Annotated in this window: 16 protein-coding genes and 1 pseudogene; 11 read left to right on the top strand and 6 right to left on the bottom strand. The window is 66.0% G+C overall.

Annotated features, from left to right (window positions below):
• Position 1 precedes the first annotated feature (1 nt).
• From KY499_RS15425 to KY499_RS15415, 3 genes are all read left to right on the top strand, one after another.
• Positions 2-256 carry a PspC domain-containing protein gene (locus KY499_RS15425; protein ID WP_123257051.1) on the top strand — a complete coding sequence of 85 codons (255 nt, stop codon included), beginning with the start codon at positions 2-4 and terminating at the stop codon, positions 254-256.
• A gap of 178 nt (positions 257-434) precedes the next feature.
• On the top strand, positions 435-1,460 hold the full coding sequence (locus KY499_RS15420) for a 6-phosphofructokinase (protein ID WP_123257050.1): 1,026 nt from the start codon (positions 435-437) through the stop codon (positions 1,458-1,460).
• A gap of 31 nt (positions 1,461-1,491) precedes the next feature.
• On the top strand, positions 1,492-2,202 hold the full coding sequence (locus KY499_RS15415; RefSeq protein ID WP_219885774.1) for a GNAT family N-acetyltransferase: 711 nt from the start codon (positions 1,492-1,494) through the stop codon (positions 2,200-2,202).
• A gap of 27 nt (positions 2,203-2,229) precedes the next feature.
• On the opposite strand, the gene KY499_RS15410 is transcribed toward KY499_RS15415, so the two are convergent.
• The 6 genes from KY499_RS15410 to KY499_RS15385 all read right to left on the bottom strand — a co-directional run bounded on the left by KY499_RS15410 (position 2,230) and on the right by KY499_RS15385 (position 7,778).
• The gene (locus KY499_RS15410) at positions 2,230-3,759 is read right to left on the bottom strand and encodes a DHA2 family efflux MFS transporter permease subunit (RefSeq protein WP_219885773.1); all 1,530 of its coding nucleotides are present in this window, start codon (positions 3,757-3,759) and stop codon (positions 2,230-2,232) included.
• Between the two features lie 75 nt (positions 3,760-3,834).
• The gene (locus tag KY499_RS15405; RefSeq protein WP_123257047.1) at positions 3,835-4,260 is read right to left on the bottom strand and encodes an ankyrin repeat domain-containing protein; all 426 of its coding nucleotides are present in this window, start codon (positions 4,258-4,260) and stop codon (positions 3,835-3,837) included.
• Positions 4,257-5,339 carry a folate-binding protein YgfZ gene (locus KY499_RS15400; RefSeq protein ID WP_219885772.1) on the bottom strand — a complete coding sequence of 361 codons (1,083 nt, stop codon included), beginning with the start codon at positions 5,337-5,339 and terminating at the stop codon, positions 4,257-4,259. Before KY499_RS15400 ends, KY499_RS15405 begins: the two co-directional genes overlap by 4 nt.
• Before the next feature lie 68 nt (positions 5,340-5,407).
• Complete coding sequence (locus KY499_RS15395) at positions 5,408-6,142, bottom strand: flavodoxin family protein (protein ID WP_258190819.1); 735 nt, start codon at positions 6,140-6,142, stop codon at positions 5,408-5,410.
• Positions 6,143-6,247: 105 nt separating this feature from the next.
• Positions 6,248-6,862 (bottom strand): FABP family protein, encoded by a 615-nt coding sequence (locus tag KY499_RS15390; RefSeq protein WP_123257044.1) that lies wholly within the window; start codon positions 6,860-6,862, stop codon positions 6,248-6,250.
• Between the two features lie 181 nt (positions 6,863-7,043).
• The gene (locus KY499_RS15385) at positions 7,044-7,778 is read right to left on the bottom strand and encodes a permease (RefSeq protein ID WP_123257043.1); all 735 of its coding nucleotides are present in this window, start codon (positions 7,776-7,778) and stop codon (positions 7,044-7,046) included.
• 346 nt (positions 7,779-8,124) lie between these two features.
• On the opposite strand from KY499_RS15385, the pseudogene KY499_RS15380 reads away from it, so the two are divergent.
• The 8 genes and pseudogenes from KY499_RS15380 to asd all read left to right on the top strand — a co-directional run bounded on the left by KY499_RS15380 (position 8,125) and on the right by asd (position 16,213).
• Positions 8,125-8,824 (top strand): annotated as a pseudogene (locus KY499_RS15380) (winged-helix domain-containing protein).
• Between the two features lie 206 nt (positions 8,825-9,030).
• Complete coding sequence (mshD, locus tag KY499_RS15375; protein ID WP_123257041.1) at positions 9,031-9,999, top strand: mycothiol synthase; 969 nt, start codon at positions 9,031-9,033, stop codon at positions 9,997-9,999.
• Between the two features lie 104 nt (positions 10,000-10,103).
• The gene (locus tag KY499_RS15370; protein WP_123257040.1) at positions 10,104-12,353 is read left to right on the top strand and encodes an RNA degradosome polyphosphate kinase; all 2,250 of its coding nucleotides are present in this window, start codon (positions 10,104-10,106) and stop codon (positions 12,351-12,353) included.
• An 11-nt stretch (positions 12,354-12,364) separates the two neighbouring features.
• Complete coding sequence (locus KY499_RS15365) at positions 12,365-13,333, top strand: NUDIX hydrolase (protein WP_219885770.1); 969 nt, start codon at positions 12,365-12,367, stop codon at positions 13,331-13,333.
• Between the two features lie 26 nt (positions 13,334-13,359).
• Positions 13,360-14,163: a thymidylate synthase gene (locus tag KY499_RS15360; RefSeq protein WP_123257038.1), complete on the top strand. Its 804-nt coding sequence runs from the start codon at positions 13,360-13,362 to the stop codon at positions 14,161-14,163.
• Positions 14,160-14,759: a dihydrofolate reductase gene (locus KY499_RS15355; RefSeq protein WP_123257037.1), complete on the top strand. Its 600-nt coding sequence runs from the start codon at positions 14,160-14,162 to the stop codon at positions 14,757-14,759. Before KY499_RS15360 ends, KY499_RS15355 begins: the two co-directional genes overlap by 4 nt.
• Positions 14,759-14,977: an NF038396 family protein gene (locus KY499_RS15350; RefSeq protein ID WP_123257036.1), complete on the top strand. Its 219-nt coding sequence runs from the start codon at positions 14,759-14,761 to the stop codon at positions 14,975-14,977. The genes KY499_RS15355 and KY499_RS15350 overlap by 1 nt, the downstream gene beginning before the upstream one ends.
• A gap of 105 nt (positions 14,978-15,082) precedes the next feature.
• On the top strand, positions 15,083-16,213 hold the full coding sequence (asd, locus tag KY499_RS15345; RefSeq protein ID WP_219885769.1) for an aspartate-semialdehyde dehydrogenase: 1,131 nt from the start codon (positions 15,083-15,085) through the stop codon (positions 16,211-16,213).
• Positions 16,214-16,250 lie beyond the last annotated feature (37 nt).

The following is a 16,250-nucleotide window of genomic DNA, read 5'->3' as shown; positions in this document are numbered from 1 at the left end:
CATGGATAAGTTCTATAGCACCGTCAGGGGCCTTGGCCTGAAGCGCGGCCCGCAACGCTGGCTGGGCGGAGTGTGCGGAGGCATCGCGGCCAAACTCAATGTTGATGTCGCGTATGTCCGGATTGCGTTCCTGCTCCTTAGCCTGCTTCCCGGCCCGGCCTTTGTGTTCTACCTCCTGGCGTGGCTGATCCTGCCCGACCAGCGGAACGCGATAGCCCTGGAAAGTTTTCTCGCGAACCGTTCCGGGAAGCCCTGAAAACCTTCCGCCCGGACTGAACCGGACGTCCATGGACCGGGTGTCCCCTGCCAACGCGGCAAGGGACACTTCCCGCCGTAACCGGTTGTGTCGTGGCCCACATGCGCCATTACACTCTTAGGTGAGCTCAGCGTGGCGCTCTGCCCCTACACCTTCGACCCATGATTTGAGCTGAGACATGAAAATCGGAATCCTCACCAGCGGCGGAGACTGCCCCGGACTCAACGCCGTCATCCGCGGCGCAGTCCTCAAGGGCATCGCCGTCCATGGCCACGAATTCGTGGGATTCCTGGACGGCTGGCGCGGAGTGGTGGAGGCGGACGTCATTGATATCCCCCGGTCCATGGTCCGCGGCCTCTCGAAGCAGGGTGGCACCATCCTGGGCACGTCCCGCACCAACCCCTTCGAAAACGGCGGCGGCCCCGAAGTCATCAAGGCCAACATGGCCCGGCTGGGCATCGACGCCCTGATTGCCATCGGCGGTGAAGGCACCCTCGCCGCCGCAAAGCGCCTGACCGACGCCGGCCTCCGGATTGTCGGCGTCCCCAAGACCGTCGATAACGACCTTGACGCCACGGACTACACCTTCGGATTTGATACCGCCGTCGAAATCGCCACCGAGGCGATCGACCGGCTCCGCACCACGGGCGAGTCCCACCACCGGACCATGATCGCTGAAGTCATGGGGCGGCACGTCGGCTGGATTGCGCTGCACGCCGGTATGGCCACGGGCGCGCACGCCATCCTGATTCCGGAGCAGCAGGCGTCAATGGAACAGATCGCCGGATGGATCCTCTCCGCCCACGACCGCGGCCGGGCACCGCTCGTGGTGGTCGCCGAGGGCTTCGTCCCTGACGGCCAGGAACTGGCGCACTCGGAGCGCGGCCTCGACACGTTCGGCCGGCCCCGGCTGGGCGGTATCGCCGAACGGCTGGCCCCCGAACTGGAGGCCCGCACGGGCATCGAAACCCGCGCCACGGTCCTTGGCCACATCCAGCGCGGCGGCGTTCCGACCGGGTTTGACCGCGTCCTCGCCACCCGCCTTGGCATGGCCGCGATCGACTCGGTCGTGGAACAGCGCTGGGGCACCATGGTCTCGCTCAACGGCACCGACATCGTGCACGTCGGCTTCGACACCGCCCTGGGGAACCTGAAGAGCGTTCCGCAGGAACGCTACGACGAGGCTGCGGTCCTCTTCGGCTAGGACGGCTTTCGCGGGTGGGTAGGGTTGAGGCATGACTCTTGAGCCCGGTTCCGTTGACATCATCCGGCTCGCCTGGTCCCGGCAACTGGGATTCGACGACGCCGCGTTTGGCTCCGCTGCCGGAGACCGGCTCACCCGGGCGGACGACGCCCGCGAGTCGGTCGACTTTGTCAGGCTGTTCGGGACCTCGGTCCTCGTGGGGCCGCAAGGGGTGCTGGATGCCGCCGCCGGGATTCCCGACGAGGACATGGCGCAGCATGTCACGCTGCTGACGCTGACCCGTCGGACCGGCGGCCACGGGCTGGGCGCGGCCGCCTTGTTTTTCGCCGATGACCTGCCCCTGGCCCAGCCGGCCGAGGAATTGACCGTCTCGCACGGACACCCCGAGGCGCTTGAGCTGGAAAGCCGATGCCCGCCGGACGACGTGAACGAAGTCAGGTTGTCCACGCTGCCGCACGTCTTTACGATCATGCGCGACGACGACGGCCTGTCCGTCCCCGTCGCCTGCGGCGCCTATTCGGAACAGCAAGGGATCCTGGCGGATATCAGGGTCCTCGTGGATCCGGAGTGGCGTCGCCGCGGGCTGGGATCATTGGTCGCCTCGATAGCCGCACAGGAAGCCCTCGCATCCGGGCTGACGTTGCAATGGCGCGCCGATGTCAGCAACAAGGGTGCCCTGGCGCTCTCCCGGAGCCTGGGCTTCACCGCCGGCGGCATCCAGACCAGCGTCCTGCTGGGCTGATCCGGACGCCGTCCGTCGGTGCGTGCGTCAGCTCGGAGACGTCCCGTACCGCGGGCTGCCAGCAGCCTCCGGGGCGGGCGCGTTCCCCGGACCGCCCCACCCCAGCACGGGCTGGGGCTTGGCGAAGAACACGGCGGCGGCTGCGCCGATCAGGATGACGGCCGCGGGCAGCATGATGGACTGGCCCATCGCCGTCGAGAATCCGGCTTGGAGAGCTTCCGGCAACGCACCGCCGAAGCCTATGGGCTGTGCTTCCCCGGTGCTGCCGGGCATGGCCGGCAGTTCGGCCGTCAGCCGCGCCTGAATCAGCACGGCGATGGCCGCACTGCCAAGGACGGCCCCGATTTGCCTGGTGGTGTTGTAGACCCCGGACCCGGCACCTGCCTGCCGCGGCGGGAGGTTCCGGGTGGCCGTCGAGCTCAGAGGCGCCCAGATGCCGGCGTTCGCAAAGCCCAGCACCGCGCTCGGCAACAGGAACAGCAGGATCGGGGTGTCCGGGTGCATGAGTGCGGAGTTCCAAAACAGCGCCGCCGACATCAGCACCAGTCCCGCGGCAGTCATGTACTTCGGGTTGACCCGATCGATGATCTTACCGACCACTGGTGCGAGACCGCCCGAGATCAGGGCCATCGGCACCATCATGAGGGCCGACTGGGTGGGGGTAAGTCCACGGACGATCTGGTAGTAGAAGATCAGCGGCAGGGTGAAGGCTGTCACGGTGAAGCCGACGGTGGTGATGCCGATGTTGGCCAGCGAGAAGTTGCGGTCCCTGAAGAGGGACAGCGGCAGCAGCGGTTCGCCCTTGTTGATCCGCTGCCACAGCACGAACACCGTGAGGACAACGAGTCCGGCGACAATGAGGCCCCAAACCGTGATCGGCCCGGTGATGGTTCCCCAGTTGTAGGTCTCGCCTTCCTGGATGCCGAAGACGAGCAGGAACAGCCCGGCTGCGCTGAGCAGCACACCGGGGATGTCGAACTTGTGCTGATGGGTGCTGAGCGAGGGCACGAAGCGGAGGGCGAGGATGAAGCCGACGACGCCGACCGGAACATTGATGAAAAAGATCCATTCCCAGCCGATCCCGTCCACCAGGACACCGCCCAGAATCGGGCCCACGAGCGTGGCGACGCCCGCGGTGGCGCCCCAAATGCCCATCGCAGCGCCGCGCCGGTCCGGCGGGAAGATCCTCGTGATGACGGCCATGGTCTGCGGTGTCATCAGGGCCGCGCCGAGGCCCTGGAGCACGCGTGCTTCGATCAGGGTCTGGATGTCGCCGGACAGCCCGCACCACAGGGAGGCCGCGGTGAAGACTACAAGACCGGTGAGGTAAAGCTTCTTCGGGCCGAAGCGGTCGCCCAGCCTGCCGGTGATCAACAGCGGGACGGCATATGCCAGCAGGTAGGCGCTGGTCACCCAGATCACTGAGTTGATGTCGGCATTGAGGCCCTCCATGATGCGCGGGTTGGCCACCGAGACGATGGTGGTGTCGAGCAGGATCATAAAGAAGCCAATCACCAGCGACCAGAGCGCCGGCCACGGCCTGGCTACGTTTTCCATCCGAATCCTTCGCGTGCTGATATCTGTTCTGCCCTCGGTTGCTGACCGCGTGTTGGCCTCAGGGTTCCAGGGGCCTTAGTCCAACAGCGCCAGGACGTCCACCCGGGCGAACATCTGCGCGGCCGCCCGAGCGGACGGCGTTCCGGCGTCCGGATCGGCACCGGCAGCCAGCAACTCCCGGGCGACCTCCGTGTACCCCTTGAAGACCGCACCGGCCAGCGGGGTCTGGCCCCGGTCGTTGGCCGCGTTGGCGTCGCCGCCGTGCGCCAGGATCAGCCGGACGGTCTCCGCGTGGCCGTGGTAGGCCGCGAGCATCACGAGGGAATCACCGGAGGCGGTCGTCAGCCCGGCCGGGGCGCCTGCCGAAAGATAGGTGCCGATCAGGCCGGCATTTCCGTCGCGCGCGGCCTGGAAGAGTTCGTGGGCCAGGGCCAGGGTCTCGTCATCGGGTGCGGCTGCACCGTCCGGTGTCAATCCGTCCGCAGTGTCGTCACGCTTCATCGGGGACCCCGCAGGAATCCGGTCTGGCGTCCGACGACCTGTCCGGCATCCGGAGCCACGATGATTTCCTGCGCCGCCGTGTAGGGTTCATCGCCGTCGACGACCGTGAGAGCCTCCTCCGGGTCGACGGAGCGCTTGATGACAGCCAGGGCCACGGGCCCCATTTCATAGTGTTGGGCGACCGACGTGACGGTGCCGACCTTGCGCGAGCCGGCAAGGACCTCGCTGCCGGCCGCTGGCATGGTGTGCTGGGAGCCGTCGAGCTGCAGAAAAACCAGGCGGCGGGGCGGGTGGCCCAGGTTGTGGACCCGGGCTACGGTTTCCTGGCCTTTGTAGCAGCCCTTGCTCAAGTGCACGGCGGTACGCAGCAGATCCAGCTCGTGCGGAATGGTTTTGTCGTCCGTTTCGGCGCCCCAGCGCGGCCGCCATGCGGCGATCCGCAGCGCTTCAGCCGCCCACACGCCGGCCAGCGGCCGGTCACCTACCGTGGCTTCGAGCTCCGCGGCCGGCACCAGGTATTCGAACCAGGGCCGTTCGAGGCCCGGGTGCGACTCCTCCCCCACCACGGAGTAGGAGTATCCGCCCGCGCCGATGTGCGGCCACGGATCCTCCCAGACCAGCAGATCAGCCCACTCCGGCACGCGCTGCGTGGAGCCGAGCACGGCCCAGGTCGCCGAGGCGTCAGCGACCTCAACCCTGAGCATGAATTTCATCCGGGTGAGCCACCCGGCCAGCGGTGCCGCCTCGGCGGCCTCCACGATCAGCCAGGTGGTCCCGCCGTCGTCCACTACCCTGGCGTCGAATTCGATCCGGCCCTGGACACTGAGAAGCAGCAATTCCGTGGACTGTCCCGGGACTAGGTCCGTCATCTGCTGGGAGGACAAGGTGTTGAGCCAGCTCAGCCGGTCCGGTCCGGTCACGGTGACAACGCCTCGACAGGAGAGGTCGACGACGGCGCTGCCGGCGGCCAGCGCCCGCTGTTCGCGCAGCGGCTCGCCGTAGTGCGACGCGACGCCGGTATCCGCTCCGCCGGCTTCGACGGCGCCCGGGCGCGACAGCATCGGGCTCTTGATAGTCATAGTGATGGGAACATCCTTTTCTGGGTATATATTCCGGCGTCAGGCGGGTCCCGCGGCGGACTGTGGAATCAGCGGTACTCGGGATTCTCGAAATCGAAGCGGGTGCCGTCTTTCCAGGCGGCAGGCAGGTTTCCATAGGCCGGGATGCCACCGGCGTCCTTGAGCATCCGGGCATAGTGCAGCAGGTTCCACGTCATGAACGTGGTGTTGCGGTTGGTGAAGTCGCTGTCCGGGCCGCCGGAGCCGTCATCGAGATAGCTCGGCCCGGGCCCAACAGCGCCTATCCAGCCGGCGTCGGCCTGCGGCGGGATGGTGAACCCGACATGCTGGAGGCTGTAGAGCACGTTCATGGCGCAGTGTTTGATGCCGTCCTCGTTGCCGGTGATCAGGCAGCCGCCGACTTTCGGGTAGAAAACCCACTGGCCCTTGGCGTTCAGCTGCCCCGAATGGGCATAAAGGCGTTCAATCAGCTTCTTCATTTCCGAGGAGTTATCGCCGAGCCAGATGGGACCGGCAAGGACCACGATGTCGGCGTCCTGGACCTTCGGGTAGATCTCCGGCCACTCGTCGCTGTCCCAGCCGTGCTCGCGCATGTCCGGGTACACGCCGCTGGCAATGTCATGGTCCACCACCCGGATTACCTCGGTGCCGACGCCCTGCTTCTCCATAATCCGGCGGCTGACCTCGATCAGACCTCCGGTGTGGGACAGCTCCGGTGACTTTTTGAGCGTTGCGTTGAAAAAGACGGCTTTGAGGTCGCCATAGTCCGCGGGTTTCCCCGCACTCGTCGCTGCGTCGTCCACGGTGTTTCTCCCTGCTCTCGCTGCGGGCGGCGGGATACACCGGTGAGCCCCGGCTGCCCGGCTGCCGGGTTTCATCCCGGCGGGCTGCTCGGCCGAGCGGGTTGTTCAGCCGACTTTACTGAGAATGGCGGAGGCATGAGCCTCCAGGCCACCGCCCGCCGTCGCGCTCTTGCCGGTTCCAACGTCCCAGCGCCACAGCAGGTTTCCGTCCACGAGCCCGAAGATCCGGGTTGCGGCAGTGTACTCCTTGGAGTGGCTGCCGCGCATCACCATGTCGGTCGTGAGCTGGATCTGGGGACCCTTAATTTGGCCGTAATAGAGCTCGGAGATCCCGCCCGGGTGGGAAATCGAGACTGAGATGTCAAAGCCTCCGTCGTCATTGCGCAGGGCCTCGACCTCATCGGCACTCTTGAGCACGGGGACGATGTCCGCCGGGATCAGGCCGGGTCCGCCGTCTTCGTCGCGCTGCTTGCGTTCGAGCGCCCAGAAACCTGTCTCTACCGTCAGCGGTCGCAGCTTTGTGCCCTCATCATCGGTCAGCCAGCTTTCGGCGCGGTACTGCAGGTACGGGAGGCCGTTATGAGTGAACGACACGTGCTGCAGGAAGTGATCGGAGTCTTCTTCCCCGGCACCCAGGCGGCCACGGCCCTCCCACTCTCCGATGAGCCAGGAAAGCGGAACGATTTCGGGGGTCAGGTCAGTAGGTATTTCAATCGGCACAGCAACTACCTCTGGAAACGACGGGTACTGGACGGGTGTGTATCTGGCTTTTTACTTCTGGCCCTTGAAGAGGCGGTACACCACAAAGCCCGCAAACCACGCCATGGAAAGGCTGGCTACGCCGAGCAGAACAAGGAAGAAGATCTCAAATGCAAGTACGGACATGATGCCATCCTAACGCTTAGTAGAGGAGTAGTTTGTCGATGAAGTAAGCCAGGGAGCCGACCGCGGAAACCGGGCCCAACCCGGCGCCCAGCAGCGCCGGAAAGCTTAGACGTGCGCTGCGGAGGATCGCCACCCGCCGGAAGCTCACCAGCACGGCCCCCACCACCACCCCGACGATAGCCGCCGGGAGGACGGCGATATTGGAGAACACGAGCCCGGCCAGCGGCGCGGCCAGACCGGCTCCCACAATTCCCAGCGGCGCCACGACCCGGTCCGGCCAGCGGATCAGCCCGGCCAGCAGGGCGACCGCGGCACTGATCGCAGTTACAACGAACATCTCCCTGACGCCGTTAAAGCGGTAAGCCGCGATCCAGCCGGCCCCGAGACAGGACAACACCACGCCGGCACAGGAGCCCAGCGTCGATTCAAGCCGCTGCGCCTGGCCAGTGCCGCGCAGCAACTGGACTATGAAGACGGCCATAACACCAAGCGCCATAAAGGCCGGAGTCCATTCCAGGAAACCGGGCGCCGGAAGATAGGCCGCCGCCACGGCGGAGCCAATACCAGGCAGCGCAATCACGGCCGCGAGCGTTTTTCTGGCCGGAACCCCAAGGAAATGGGGCCAGCCGATGCCGATGCCGGCAGCTGTCAGCACAGCGACGCCGAGCAGGACCTCGGGAGAGGCGTAGGCGCCGGCGACGATGGCGGCAAGGCCCGCCAGACCGATGATCCCGATGATCCACGACTTCACTGAATTCCCGCCATTAATTACGTACCTTCGCTCGCTGCGGACACCGATTGGACCCGGCGCAACCCGGTCAGGGCTGCAGGCGCTGACGGCTCAATCCTGCCCTATGTGAACGGTTTATGTCGCAAGGAGACCTACGGAGGGCGGCGGGTTCATGTTCGAAAAGCGGCGCTTGGGTATACTCGTAGGCAGCTACACTTCCTGCTTCGGCTCCGCGCCGGGGGATCCAGGCCGACTGACCGTCGGCGGGCGGACCCTGCGCAACGGGCCTCGGGAGGAGGCAAGTAACGGCCGGTGAAAGCCCGGTTCCGAGACGCCCAACGATGCGCGGACAGCCCCTGGAGGAACAATGTCGCACATCCTGCTACTGACGAACAGCACCGGATCCTCGGTGGATGTCCTGCCTGCTCTGGAACTACTTAACCATCGCGTGCACATTCTCCCGGCAGAGCCGACCGCCCTGCTTGAGACCGATCCGTGCGACATCGTCCTGCTGGACGCCCGCAAAGACCTCGTCGGCGCCCGATCCCTCACCCAGTTACTCAAGGCCACGGGCCCTGAGTGCCCCCTTGATGCTGATCCTCACCGAAGGCGGCATGGCCGCGGTGTCCTCCGCCTGGGCAGTGGACGACATTGTGCTTGAGTCCGCCGGCCCCGCAGAGGTTGAAGCCCGCATCCGGCTCGGCGTTGCGCGCGCGACCCCCGAGAAGGACGCGGTGCCATCGGAGATCCGGGCCGCCGGCGTCGTCATCGACGAGGCAAGCTATACGGCCCGCGTCAACGGCGCGGCACTCAACCTGACCTTCAAGGAATTTGAACTCCTGAAGTACCTGGCCCAGCACCCCGGCCGGGTTTTCACGCGGCAGCAGTTGTTGACCGAGGTCTGGGGCTATGACTATTACGGCGGCACCAGGACGGTCGACGTCCATGTCCGCCGTCTGCGGGCGAAACTCGGCGCGGACCACGAAAACCTGATCAGCACCGTGCGGAACGTCGGGTACCGCCTGACGCTTGTCCGACAGCCCGAAGAAGAACTGACCGAAGCCTGACCCCCCGCACCCACGCAGAAGGCCCCGGACTTCAACGAGTCCGGGGCCTTCTGCGTTCAGTACTGTCAGTGGAGGACATACGGGTCGAACGTATCGAGGCCACCCCAGTGGTGGATCCCCCTCACGCCCGGCACAACGCCGGACGAGTTACGACTATACGGTGCGGGTCCGGATCCGGCCAAATCGTGCGCTGATAGCCTTGCACCATGAGCCCTGCGCATCCGGAAAACTGGCCTGTCCTCACCGTCAAGGGAGCGGTGGATGATCAATTGCTGCGGGATCTCCGCGCCCTCGCCGGCGCCGCGACGGAGTCCGACGGCAACCCGCCCCTGTCCGAGCAGACATTGGTCACGCTCCGCGGGGCCGGTTCCGGCGGGCACTCGTTGCTGACCCTCGCGCTCTACTCCCCCGAGGAAGAATCCGATCCGGCGACCGCCCAGGACCTGGCCGGCTTCGCCGTCGTCGTCGGGGAACCCGATGGATCCGGGATCCTCGAAATCGCGGTCCACCCCAGCTACCGGAACCAAGGCGTCGCTGACCGACTCGTGGAGGAACTGCGGAACACCCGTGGTTTCGCAGGCCTCAAGGCCTGGTCACACGGCAATCACGAAGCGGCCGCCGACCTCGCCGCACGCTACGGCTACGGCGCCGTCCGCGAACTGTGGAAGATGCGCCTGACCACGGCGGCGGAACTACCGGCGTCGACCCTGCCGGAGGGCGTGACGGTGCGTGCTTTCCGCCCGGGACAGGACGAGGACACGTGGCTGGCGGCCAACAAGGCGGCTTTCGCCCAGCACCCGGAACAGGGCGGCATGACGCGCGCCGATCTCGAAGCCCGCATGGCCGAGCAGTGGTTCGATCCTGCGGGGCTCCTGCTGGCCACCGACTCCTCCGACAGCATCCTTGGGTTCCACTGGACCAAGGTGCATCCCCGGCACGGCGAACACCCCGCCATCGGCGAGGTGTACGTCGTCGGCGTCATCCCCGCGGCGCAGGGCACCGGTCTCGGCAAGGCCCTCACGATCGCGGGCATCCGGCACCTGCAGGACCAGGGGCTCCACGCGGTCATGCTTTACGTGGATGCGGACAACGTCCCCGCCGTCGCACTCTACCGCCGGCTGGGATTCACCCGCTGGGACGTGGACGTGATGTACGCACCCCTGGAAGGGCAGTAGTACCGCCCTGGAAACCGTCCGGGCGGCACCGCCGAAACCTGGCCCGCCACGCAGGCATTCCTTGTATGGTTGAAGCTAAATCGCGCCAGCATTGAGGAGAGACCATGCCACGGGAATCTACCGGGACAGTAACGTCTGAGAACAAGGCGCGTCCCGTTCGCGCCCGGTTCGGGTCCTCTGAGGTACCGGCCTCCCGCGCCACGCAGGACCGGATCGACATTCCCGAGTTCGCGCCGAACCTTAGGCCGGAGGGTGATATCAGCCCGGACCGGTTCCTGGACCGGGAACTGAGCTGGCTGGCCTTCAATTCCCGGGTCCTGGAACTGGCGGAGGACCCCACCCTGTACCTGCTGGAGCGGGTCAGCTTCCTGTCCATCTTCGCCTCGAATCTGGACGAATTCTTTATGGTCCGGGTCGCCGGGTTGAAGCGCCGGATCGCCACCGGGCTCGCCGTGCCCTCGCCCGCCGGGCTGAGCCCCATGCAGGTCCTGGACCAGATCGGCGACGCCGCCCACCGGCTGCAGCAGCGCCACGCCCGGGTGTACGCCGAGCAGATCCGCCCCGCCCTCGCGTACGAGCACATCCACCTCATGCATTGGGAAGAACTCGATTCCCAGGCCAAGGAACAGCTCAGCGCCATGTTCGCCGAGAAGGTCTTCCCGATCCTGACGCCGCTCGCCGTGGATCCGGCCCACCCGTTTCCGTACATCTCCGGGCTCTCCCTGAACCTCGCCGTCGTGGTCCGGAACCCGGTCAGCGACAAAGAGCTCTTTGCCCGGGTCAAGGTTCCGGACCAGCTGCCGCGAATGATCTCCATCGACGGGCCGCGCGCCGGCTCCGTCCCGGGCCGGGTGGCGCGGTTCATCACCCTGGAAGAAGTCATCGCCGTCCATCTGGACCAGCTGTTCGCCGGGATGGAGGTCCTGGAACACCACACCTTCCGGGTTACCCGCAACGAAGACGTCGAAGTGGAAGAGGACGACGCCGAGAACCTGCTGCAGGCGCTGGAGAAAGAACTGCTGCGGCGCCGCTTCGGGCCGCCGGTCCGCCTGGAAGTCACGAACGACATCAACCCGAACATCCGGGCTCTCCTGATCCGCGAACTCGGCGTCGAAGAATCCGAGGTCTATTCGGTCCCGGGTCCGCTGGACCTGCGCGGGCTTTCGGTCATTGCCGGCATCGACCGGTCCGACCTGCACTACCCCAAGCACGTCCCGCACACTTCACGCCACCTGAACGAATCCGAGACCTCCAAGGCGGCCAACGTTTTCGCGGCGATGCGGCGCCGCGACATCCTCCTGCACCACCCGTACGATTCCTTCTCCACCTCCGTCCAGGCATTCCTGGAACAGGCCGCCGCGGACCCGAAGGTCCAGGCCATCAAACAAACCCTGTACCGCACCTCCGGGGACTCCCCGATCGTCGATGCCCTGATCGACGCCGCCGAAGCCGGCAAGCAGGTCCTGGCACTCGTGGAAATCAAGGCCCGCTTCGATGAGCAGGCCAACATCTCCTGGGCACGGAAGCTGGAGCAGGCCGGGGTCCACGTTGTTTACGGCATCGTCGGGCTCAAGACCCACTGCAAGCTCTCCCTTGTCGTCCGCCAGGAAGTGGACGGGCTGCGCCGCTACTGCCACATCGGCACCGGCAACTACCATCCCCGGACGGCCCGCTACTACGAGGACCTGGGCCTGCTCACGGCCAACGAGCAGGTGGGCGAAGACCTCTCCAAGCTCTTCAACCAGCTCTCCGGCTACGCGCCAAAGTCCACCTTCAAGCGGCTGCTCGTCGCCCCTCGCTCCGTCCGCTCGGGACTGATCGACCGGATCGAAAAGGAGATCCGCAACGCCAAAGCCGGCCTGGCGGCCCGGGTCCAGATGAAGGTCAACTCAATCGTGGACGAGGCCATCATCGATTCTCTCTACCGCGCATCGCAGGCGGGTGTGCAGGTCGATGTCATCGTCCGCGGCATCTGCTCCCTGCGCCCGGGAGTCCCCGGCCTCAGCGAGAACATCACGGTCCGTTCCGTTCTGGGCCGGTTCCTCGAGCACTCGCGCGTATTCGCGTTCGCCAATGGCGGCGATCCGGTGGTGTACATCGGCTCGGCCGACATGATGCACCGCAACCTGGACCGCCGGGTGGAGGCCCTTGTGCAGCTCGCCAGCGGGGACGACACAACATATGTCCTGGACCTGCTGAACCGGTACATGGATCCGGCCACTGCCAGCTGGTATCTGGATAACTCCGGGGACTGGATCCGCCACCACCTCGGCGAAGACGATACGAGCCTCGACGACATCCAGTCCTGGCTCCTGGCGTCCCGCTCACGGCAGCGTTCCGTGAGCCTGCGGTAGAGGCTGTGACGTTGTCCAGCGATTCACTGGTTGCGGACCAGAGAGACCACCCGGGCGAAGCCATCGCCGTCACGGCGGCGGGAGCACTGCCCTGGCGGATCAACAAGGACCGGCTTGAGGTCCTGCTGATCCACAGGCCCCGGTACGACGACTGGTCCTGGCCCAAGGGAAAGATTGATCCGGGCGAGACCGTCCCGGAGTGCGCCATCCGCGAGGTGGAGGAGGAAATAGGGCTCATCGCCCCGTTGGGCATCCCGCTTCCTCCCATCCACTACCACGTGCCCGCCGGGCTGAAAGTCGTCCACTACTGGGCGGTTGACGTCGACGGCGCCGCGCTGGTGCCGGACGGCAAGGAAGTGGACAGCGTGATGTGGTGTGTACCGGAAAAGGCCGCCCGTCTGCTGACCAACCCCAGCGACGTTGACCCACTCAAGTACCTGGTGGCCGCCTATGAACGCGGGGAACTGGAGACCTGGCCGCTACTGATCGTGCGCCACGCCAAGGCCAAGCCGCGGTCCTCCTGGACGAAGGCCGAAGGCGACCGTCCGCTGGCAGCGACCGGGACGCGGCAGGCGCAGGCGGTCGGCAGACTGCTGCGGACCTGGAAACCCGGGCGCGTGGTCACAAGCCCGTGGGTGCGGTGTGTAGCCACCATTGCCCCGTATGCGAAGGCCAGTGACGCCAAAATAAAAATGCACGAGTCCCTCACCGAACACCGGCACGCGCGCAGCCCGCACAAGACGGCCGCCGTCGTCGAATCCCTCTTCGACAAGCAGCGCCCGGTGGTCCTGTGCACACACCGGCCGGCTTTGTCGACCGTGTTCGCCCAGCTTGCCAAGCACATGGGCCCCGGTCTGCGGGCCCTGCTGCCGGCAACTGACCCTTTCCTGGCGCCCGGTGAGCTGGTGGTGTGCCATGTGGCGCACGGCAGCAAGGATACGGTCGTTGCGGTGGAGCGGTTCCGGCCCTTCGACGACTAGGCCGCCGGACTCAGTAGACTGGGACGGTGAGCATTCCAACGCCCTATGAAGACCTGTTGCGCGATGTCCTGGCGCACGGGACCCACAAATCGGACCGCACCGGGACCGGCACCATCAGCGTGTTCGGACGCCAGCTCCGCTTTGACCTCAGCAAAAGTTTCCCCCTGATCACCACCAAACGCGTGCATTTCAAGTCGGTAGCGGTGGAGCTGCTGTGGTTCCTGCGCGGGGACAGCAATGTGAAGTGGATGCAGGACCAGGGCGTGACCATCTGGAACGAATGGGCCGATGCCGACGGCGAACTGGGTCCGGTCTACGGCGTACAGTGGCGCAGCTGGCCCACGCCCGACGGCGGCCACATCGACCAGATTGCCGAGCTGGTGGAAAACCTCAAGGCCAACCCGGATTCACGCCGCCACATCGTCTCGGCGTGGAACGTCTCCGAACTCAAGGACATGGCCCTGCCGCCGTGCCACGCCTTCTTCCAGTTCTACGTCGCCGACGGCAAGCTCTCCTGCCAGCTCTACCAGCGTTCGGCCGACACCTTTTTGGGCGTCCCGTTCAACATCGCCTCCTACGCCTTGCTGACCCTCATGGTGGCCCAGCAGACCGGCCTGGAGCCCGGCGAATTCGTCTGGACCGGCGGCGACGTCCACATTTACGACAACCACATGGACCAGGTCCTCAAACAGCTGGCCCGGGAGCCGTACGACTACCCGCAGCTCCGGATCACCCGCACACCGGATTCCATTTTCGACTACACCCTCGAGGACTTCGAGGTGGTCGGCTACCAGCACCACCCGACGATTAAGGCCCCCATCGCCGTATGAGCACCGAAAACAGCCCGCAGCAGGGCACCCGTCCGGAAAACTTCACCGAGGAACTCGCCGCTTCCGTTACCGGCCTGGGCCTGGTCTGGGCGCAGACCAGCACTGGAGTCATCGGCAAGGACGGCAGCATGCCGTGGAAGCTGCCCGAAGACATGGCGCACTTCGCCCGTCTCACCACCGGCCACCCCGTCATTATGGGCCGAAAAACATGGGAGTCCTTCCCGGATAAGTTCCGCCCGTTGCCGGGCCGGACGAACATCGTCATCAGCCGGCAGGCCGGCTGGGGCGACACCGCCACAGCGGAGGGCGCCATTGCGGCCATGTCCCTGGACGAGGCTCTGCTCGAGTCGCAGTTCGCGCCGGGCAACGAGATGGTCTGGATCATCGGCGGCGGAAGCATTTACGCGCAGGCCCTGGACGTCGCCGACGTCGCCGTGATCACCACCATCGACTCGGCGGTCGAGGGCGACACCTTTGCCCCGGAACTCGGCTACGACTGGACCGCCGGCGCCAGCCTGCCCGCCGAGGGCTGGTTGACCGCAGAAAACGGAACCAGGTACCGCATCACCCTGTGGCGCCGGACGGAAGGCCAGTGATGCTGAAGAAACCCGAAACCCTCTTTGTCCTGGGCTACATGCTGCTCCCGTTGCTGGCGCTGCTCTCGGCGATCGTGGGCCTGACCATGATCCTGGGCGGCAACAAAATCCTCGGCGCCATTGTGCTGGTTGTGGTGACCCAGGTCTTCGCCTTCGGCGCGATTTTTGCCCTCCGCAGGCGGAAGCACGCCCTCCTCGCCGAGACTGACCGCAGCTAGACCCTGCGGCGCCGGCACAGCGCCGGTCCCGCCAGGCGCCCGCTGCCGGGCCGGGGTGACGTAACCGACTGCGCGCACCGGGGCTCGACTGTCTAGACTTGCCCAATGACTACAGCAGCTACTCCGTCCGTTGGACTGGTGGGTTGGCGTGGCATGGTCGGTTCCGTCCTGATGCAGCGCATGCAGGACGCGGGCGACTTCGCCACCATCAACCCCGTCTTTTTCTCCACCTCCAACGCCGGAGGTGCCGCCCCGTCCTTCGCCGACGGGGCCGGCAAGCTCGAGGACGCGTTCGACGTCGAGACCCTGGCGAAGCTGCCGATTATCGTCACCGCCCAGGGCGGCGACTACACCAAACAGGTGCACGGCGAACTCCGCAGCCGGGGCTGGGACGGCCTGTGGATCGACGCCGCCTCCACCCTGCGCATGAACGATGACTCAATCATCGTGCTGGACCCGATCAACCGCGACGTGATCGACGCCGGCCTCTCCGGCGGGGTCAAGGACTACATCGGCGGCAACTGCACCGTGTCCTGCATGCTGATGGGCCTCGGCGGGCTGTTCAAGAACGGCCTCGTCGAGTGGGGCACCTCCATGACCTACCAGGCGGCCTCCGGCGGCGGCGCCCGGCACATGCGCGAGCTGCTGAGCCAGTTCGGCACGCTCAACGCCGAGGTCAGCACGGAACTGGACGACCCGGCGTCGGCGATCCTGGAGATCGACCGCAAGGTCCTGGCCCACCAGCGCACCGACATCGACGCCACCCAGTTCGGCGTCCCGCTGGCCGGTTCGCTGATCCCCTGGATCGACGCGGACCTGGGTAACGGCCAGTCCAAGGAGGAGTGGAAAGCCGGGGTGGAGACCAACAAGATCCTGGGCACCTCCGGTGAAAACCACGTCATCATGGACGGCCTGTGCGTCCGTATCGGCGCCATGCGCTCGCACTCCCAGGCGCTGACGCTGAAGCTCCGCGAGGACCTGTCCGTCACCGAGATCGAAAAACTCCTGGCCGAGGACAACGAATGGGCCAAGGTGGTGCCAAACACCAAGGAAGACTCCATGGCGGACCTCACCCCGGTGTCCGCCTCGGGCACCCTGGATATCCCGGTAGGCCGGATCCGCAAAATGGAGATGGGTCCGCAGTACATCAGCGCTTTCACGGTCGGTGACCAGCTGCTCTGGGGCGCCGCCGAGCCGTTGCGCCGCATGCTCAACGTCGCCACCGGGACCCTCTAGGGAAGGCTATTCCCCCAGGAACCGCCGGTATTTGGCG

The organism is Arthrobacter sp. PAMC25284 (genome assembly GCF_019443425.1).
GTDB lineage: Bacteria > Actinomycetota > Actinomycetes > Actinomycetales > Micrococcaceae > Arthrobacter > Arthrobacter oryzae_A.
Note: the sequence above shows the minus strand (reverse complement) of the source record. Positions and strands in the feature narration are given on the sequence as shown.

Coding starts and splice junctions, on each gene's coding strand:
- KY499_RS15425 (WP_123257051.1), top strand. CDS start 2: ATGGATAAGTTCTATAGCACCGTCAGGGGCCTTGGCCTGAAGCGCGGC.
- KY499_RS15420 (WP_123257050.1), top strand. CDS start 435: ATGAAAATCGGAATCCTCACCAGCGGCGGAGACTGCCCCGGACTCAAC.
- KY499_RS15415 (WP_219885774.1), top strand. CDS start 1,492: ATGACTCTTGAGCCCGGTTCCGTTGACATCATCCGGCTCGCCTGGTCC.
- KY499_RS15410 (WP_219885773.1), bottom strand. CDS start 3,759: ATGGAAAACGTAGCCAGGCCGTGGCCGGCGCTCTGGTCGCTGGTGATT.
- KY499_RS15405 (WP_123257047.1), bottom strand. CDS start 4,260: ATGAAGCGTGACGACACTGCGGACGGATTGACACCGGACGGTGCAGCC.
- KY499_RS15400 (WP_219885772.1), bottom strand. CDS start 5,339: ATGACTATCAAGAGCCCGATGCTGTCGCGCCCGGGCGCCGTCGAAGCC.
- mshD (WP_123257041.1), top strand. CDS start 9,031: ATGAGCCCTGCGCATCCGGAAAACTGGCCTGTCCTCACCGTCAAGGGA.
- KY499_RS15370 (WP_123257040.1), top strand. CDS start 10,104: ATGCCACGGGAATCTACCGGGACAGTAACGTCTGAGAACAAGGCGCGT.
- KY499_RS15355 (WP_123257037.1), top strand. CDS start 14,160: ATGAGCACCGAAAACAGCCCGCAGCAGGGCACCCGTCCGGAAAACTTC.
- KY499_RS15350 (WP_123257036.1), top strand. CDS start 14,759: ATGCTGAAGAAACCCGAAACCCTCTTTGTCCTGGGCTACATGCTGCTC.
- asd (WP_219885769.1), top strand. CDS start 15,083: ATGACTACAGCAGCTACTCCGTCCGTTGGACTGGTGGGTTGGCGTGGC.